Genomic DNA, 5,372 nt, shown 5'->3' with positions numbered 1-5,372 from the left:
TATCTTCAAATCTAATTTTGGCGTTGTAATACGGTTGATTCAAGTCTTCAACACGTAGATTGGTTTGTGGAACATCATTGATTACTTCTCCATTTAAAATAAGAGTAAATCGATCTCCGTCCTCGGAGAAAATATTCAAATGCCCAATAGGAACAAATTGAGCAAAACTTAATGTTGAAATCATCAACATAACAAGTAAGGTATTTTTTCTATTCATAATCATTCTGTGTTAGTATATAAAATTGAGTTTTAAAAAAATTCAAAAAATATGACAAAAATATATTTATTTTTCTTTCCAAACAAAAGATTTTTAATTTCAAAACTATGTATCTTTAAACACTATTTATAAACTTTTTTCTATGTATGATAATTTAATATTGATTGTTGTGTTTATCTTAGCTTTAGCCATTGGAATATTCCTTGGTAAAATTATTTTCTCTGCCAATGCTAAATCAGATAAAGCAGGATTGGAAGAAAAACTAATTGGCTTATTGCAACAAATTGAGCAATTCAAATCGCAATTGAATCAAACCGTTCAGGAAAGAGAAACCATTCGAACTGAAAAAGAATCGTTAGCCATTCAACTTTCAAAAAAAGAAACCGATTTTGAAAATCTTTGGGAACGCAACAAAGAGCAAAAAGAAGAAGTAGAAAAACTTCAGGAAAAATTTACCAAAGAATTTGAAAATTTAGCTAACAAAATTCTGGAAGAAAAAACAAATAAGTTTACCGAACAAAACAAAGAAAATCTCAAAAATATTTTATCCCCTTTGCAAGATAAAATTCAGCTTTTTGAAAAGAAAGTAGAGGATACGCACAAGGAAAGTATTGATTATCATGCTGCGTTACGACAACAAATTCTTGGTTTACGCGATATGAACGAGCAAATGAGTAAAGAAACTTTGAACCTTACAAAAGCTTTGAAAGGCGATAGTAAAATGCAAGGCAATTGGGGTGAATTAATTTTAGAGCGAGTTCTAGAAAAATCAGGATTAGTGAAAGGCAGAGAATATGACGTACAACAAAGTTTCACTACAGAAGAAGGCAATCGTGTTTTTCCCGATGTGGTGATTAACCTACCTGATGGAAAGAAAATGATTGTAGATTCGAAAGTGACTTTAACTGCTTATGAACGCTACGTAAACGAAGACGATGATAATGCAAAAGCCCAACATTTGAAAGAACACGTCATGGCGTTAAAACGTCATGTTGACCAATTGAGTGAAAAAAATTATCACGATTTGTATCAAATGGAAAGCCCCGACTTTGTGTTGCTTTTCATTCCTATTGAAACAGCATTTGCATTGGCATTAAACGAAGATACAAGTTTATATAACAAAGCTTTTGAAAAAAATATTATAATTGTAACACCAACTACACTGCTTGCAACATTGCGAACCATAGATAGCATGTGGACCAATCAGAAACAACAAGAAAATGCTATAGAAATTGCGCGACAAGCTGGCGCTTTGTATGATAAATTTGAAGGTTTTGTTACTGATTTAGTAAAGGTTGGCAACAAAATAAAAGACTCAAAAACTGAATATGATAATGCCATGAGTAAATTGGTAGATGGAAGTGGAAACCTTATCAATAGAGTTGAAAACTTAAAAAAAATGGGAGCTAAAGCTAAAAAATCTTTACCCGAAAATATATTACAAAGAGCCAACAAAGATGAACAAGAATTATAAATCCGTAGAATCCTCAAAAGTTATTATTTCGCAATTAATGTTACCATCCTATACTAATTTTAGTGGTAAAATTCATGGTGGCTATATTTTGTCTTTGTTGGACCAAATTGCTTTTGCTAGTGCTTCCAAATTTTCTGGGCATTACTGCGTTACTGCTTCTGTTGACACCGTTGATTTTCTAAATCCTATTGAAGTAGGTGAATTGGTTACTATGAAAGCATGTGTTAATTATGTGGGTAAAAGTTCCATGATTGTGGGTATTCGGGTTGTAGCGGAAAATATCCAAACAGGCAAAGTAAAACATTGCAATTCGAGTTATTTCACCATGGTTGCCAAAGATGAAAAGGGCAACAATGTTGAAGTGCCGGGACTTATTTTGAGTAATGATGTAGAATTAAAACGTTTTTGTAACTGTATTAAACAAATCAGTTTAAAAAAAGACAGGAATCAGTTTGAAGAAGTTTTCGATTATCATTCAAAAGATACCATTGAAAAGCTTCAATTTTATCGGGTTAAATTGGAAAATTTTTTAGAAAATATTTAAAATATTCTCATCTGTAAGTTACAAATTATGATATTAATTTAATCATTTGTAGTTTATCACAAAAAAAATATTATTTTTGGACAGATTTTTAGATTTTTATGAAAAAACATTTCTACCAACTCAGTGTTTTACTTTTGCTATTAAGTATTTTTGTTTCATGTAATAATCAAGATGATGATTATATAGCTGTTTCACCAGTTGTTGTGGATTTAACACAAGTACCTTATCCAAAACTATCGGATTACAAATTTTTCGAAGGTGAAATGAAAAATCAAATTCCTTCGTTGGATGTTATACCATATGAACCGGCAAGCTCATTATTTACTGATTATGCTATAAAAAAGAGATTTGTTTGGATGCCAAAAGGAGTAAAAGGTACATTTAATGGAGCTAATAATGCAATTGAACTTCCTGTAGGTGCAGCATTAATTAAATCATTTTATTATAATAATGTTCAACCTAACAATACAACTCGTATTATTGAAACTAGAATAATGATAAGAAAAGCTAGTGGCTGGATTTTTGCCGAATATGTTTGGAATGAAGAACAAACTGAAGCTTTTTTAAACATGAATGGCAGTAGTACAAGTGTCACATGGAAAGATGATAATAATGCAATTAAAACTGCTTCAAATTATCGGATACCCTCAGCAGAACAATGTTTGATTTGTCATAAAGTTGACGTAAATCAAGGATCAGGTATTGTTTCTGTTCCAATACCAATAGGTATTAAACCTCAAAATTTAAATTTCAATTACAGTTATGGCACTGAGTCAAAAAATCAGTTAACCAAGTGGATTGATGAGGGTTATTTGGAAAATGCAATTCCTTCTAATTTTGAATCTACAGTTAATTACAAAGATGCAACACAACCCTTAGAAAAAAGAGTGAGATCTTATTTAGATATTAATTGTGCGCATTGCCATCAAGAGGGAAGTCATTGTTCATATAGACCAATGCGTTTTGCATTTAGTGAGACGGGTAATGTTAATGGTAGAACAAATCAAGGTGTTTGTGTAGATACACAAGATATGGCAGGTTTCCCCGAATCGTTAAGTAAAATAATTAATCCCAGTAATTTCAATCGCTCTATGTTATATTACAGATTAAATACCGAAGAAGAAGGCTATAGAATGCCTCTATTGGGCAGATCAATAATCCACGAAGAAGGAGTTAATTTAATAAAAGAATACATTAACTCGATATCGAGTTGTCCATAATAATAAATTAAAAAATATGAAAAAAATTACTTTTATTGTAGTATTTGTATTAGGAATACAAATAAATTTTGCTCAAAACACTTGTGCCACTGCATTACCAATTACAGCAGGAACACATGTAATAGAAGCTATTAATGGTACCGAAATTTCAACACCAATTTGTGCTGCAAATGGGGCAGGCCAAACAGCAGCCGAGTGGTATACATACACCCCAACTCAAAACTTTACTGTGACGGTATCTTCCGATCTTATTGTAAATATTTGTAAAGATACGCGAGTACATATTTATACTGGTACTTGCGGAGCTTTAACTTGTGTAACAGGTGATGACGATAGCGGTGTAATTGCTTGTAATTCGGGTAATAACAATGCCTATTTATCTACAGCTACTTTTAATGTAGCAGCTGGTACTACGTATTATATTGTTTGGGATAATAAATGGAGTTCACTAGGATTTTCATTCCAACTAACTGAAGCTCCAATTGTAGTTCCTACTCCTGGACCAGTAACGTTTACTTCTCAAAATATAGCAACAATAAACAGCAATTAAATTATATGTGTTGTTGATATGTATAATGATTTTCTTGATGACATTGTTGGTGTAAGCGCAAACAATATAAGAATACATACTCAAAATGAAAATGGTACTTTCACAATGACTAATTATCCAACTGCAACCATTGGTGGTGGCTTTCTACCATCTTGGAGTTTAGCTGCTGGCGATTACAACAAAGATGGCTTTAATGACTTACTATATGGTGGTGGAAGCGGCGTGACTTTTATGAGGTCTAATGGAACTACTATGGGTTTTACATCTGTTACTGATTTTACTCAATATGTATTTTGTCAAAGGACCAATTTTATCGATTTAAATAATGATGGAAATCTTGATGCCTTTTCTTGTCATGATGTTGACCCTAATGTATACTACTTAAACAATGGTTCAGGTGTAATGACTTATTTTCAATCTAACAATGCTTTGACTCCCGGAGCAATTTTATTAGGAATTCATCCAGATGGTGGGAATTATGGTTCTATCTGGGTTGATTATGATAATGATGGTGACCAAGACTTATTTATTGCTAAATGCCGTGGTGGTGCAGGTACTGCTAAATTCAACGAATTACATAGAAATAATGGAAACGGAACATTTTCAGATGTATCGGTAGCCGCTAATATGTATGATCCTGTTCAAACTTGGTCTTCGGCTTGGGCAGATTTTGACAATGATGGTGACATGGATGCACTAGTAGGGGCAAGTTCTACTTCAGATGGTTCACATAAATATATGAAAAATAATGGTAACGGAACTTTTACTGATGCGACGGCAGGTACTGGTTGGGATACAAATACTTCAACTAGTATTGAACACATTGCTTACGATTTTGACAACAATGGTTTTGTAGATGTAATGGGGGGAGGCAACAAAATTATGTATAATCAAGGTAATGGTACTTTTGTTCCATTTACTCATGGTTTTGACGTGTCTGCTGTTGGGGATTTAAATAATGATGGGTTTTTAGACTTCCAATCAGGTAATACAATAAGAATAAGTTCAGGAAATTCTAATAAATGGCTAAAATTAAATTTACGTGGCATTCAAAGTAATAGCAACGGAATTGGTGCAAGAGTTGAAATTTATGGCTCATGGGGTAAACAAATCAGAGATGTTAGAAGTGGTGAAGGATTCAAATATATGAGTTCATTAAATGTACATTTTGGAATTGGTACAGCTACTTCTATTGATCAAGTAATTGTTAGATGGCCATCTGGAATTGTTGACACATATAATCAAGTAAGTCCCAATCAGAAACTTTCAGTGGTTGAAGGGTCAACACTAGGAGTAAATTCATATGAAAATTCAGTGTTTACGATGTATCCAAATCCTGTAAAAAACAATATTACAATTGCAATCAA

At 32.6% G+C, this 5,372-nt stretch carries 6 protein-coding genes; 5 read left to right on the top strand and 1 reads right to left on the bottom strand.

Going from position 1 to position 5,372, the window contains the following annotated elements; genetic code table 11:
- On the bottom strand, window positions 1-217 hold a 217-nt coding region (locus ACK5ON_RS07130), incomplete at its 3' end, for a hypothetical protein (RefSeq protein WP_409821201.1).
- A 142-nt stretch (window positions 218-359) separates the two neighbouring features.
- Here ACK5ON_RS07130 and rmuC point away from each other — a divergent pair.
- The 5 genes from rmuC to ACK5ON_RS07105 all read left to right on the top strand — a co-directional run.
- On the top strand, window positions 360-1,691 hold the full coding sequence (rmuC, locus tag ACK5ON_RS07125; RefSeq protein WP_396175346.1) for a DNA recombination protein RmuC: 1,332 nt from the start codon (window positions 360-362) through the stop codon (window positions 1,689-1,691).
- Window positions 1,675-2,235, top strand: a complete 561-nt coding sequence (locus ACK5ON_RS07120; RefSeq protein ID WP_396175344.1) for an acyl-CoA thioesterase — start codon at window positions 1,675-1,677, stop codon at window positions 2,233-2,235. Before rmuC ends, ACK5ON_RS07120 begins: the two co-directional genes overlap by 17 nt.
- Window positions 2,236-2,333: 98 nt before the next feature.
- Window positions 2,334-3,455, top strand: coding sequence for a hypothetical protein (locus ACK5ON_RS07115; protein ID WP_409821198.1), 1,122 nt, complete (start codon window positions 2,334-2,336; stop codon window positions 3,453-3,455).
- Window positions 3,456-3,471: 16 nt separating this feature from the next.
- Complete coding sequence (locus ACK5ON_RS07110) at window positions 3,472-4,005, top strand: hypothetical protein (protein WP_409821196.1); 534 nt, start codon at window positions 3,472-3,474, stop codon at window positions 4,003-4,005.
- Between the two features lie 18 nt (window positions 4,006-4,023).
- A partial coding sequence (locus tag ACK5ON_RS07105) for a CRTAC1 family protein (RefSeq protein WP_409821193.1) occupies window positions 4,024-5,372 on the top strand: 1,349 nt, incomplete at its 3' end.

It is taken from the genome of Flavobacterium sp., from assembly GCF_046317795.1.
In the GTDB taxonomy this organism is placed as follows: Bacteria; Bacteroidota; Bacteroidia; order Flavobacteriales; family Flavobacteriaceae; genus Flavobacterium.
The sequence above is the reverse complement of the archived record's forward strand: the minus strand, read 5'-3'. Positions and strand labels throughout refer to the sequence as shown.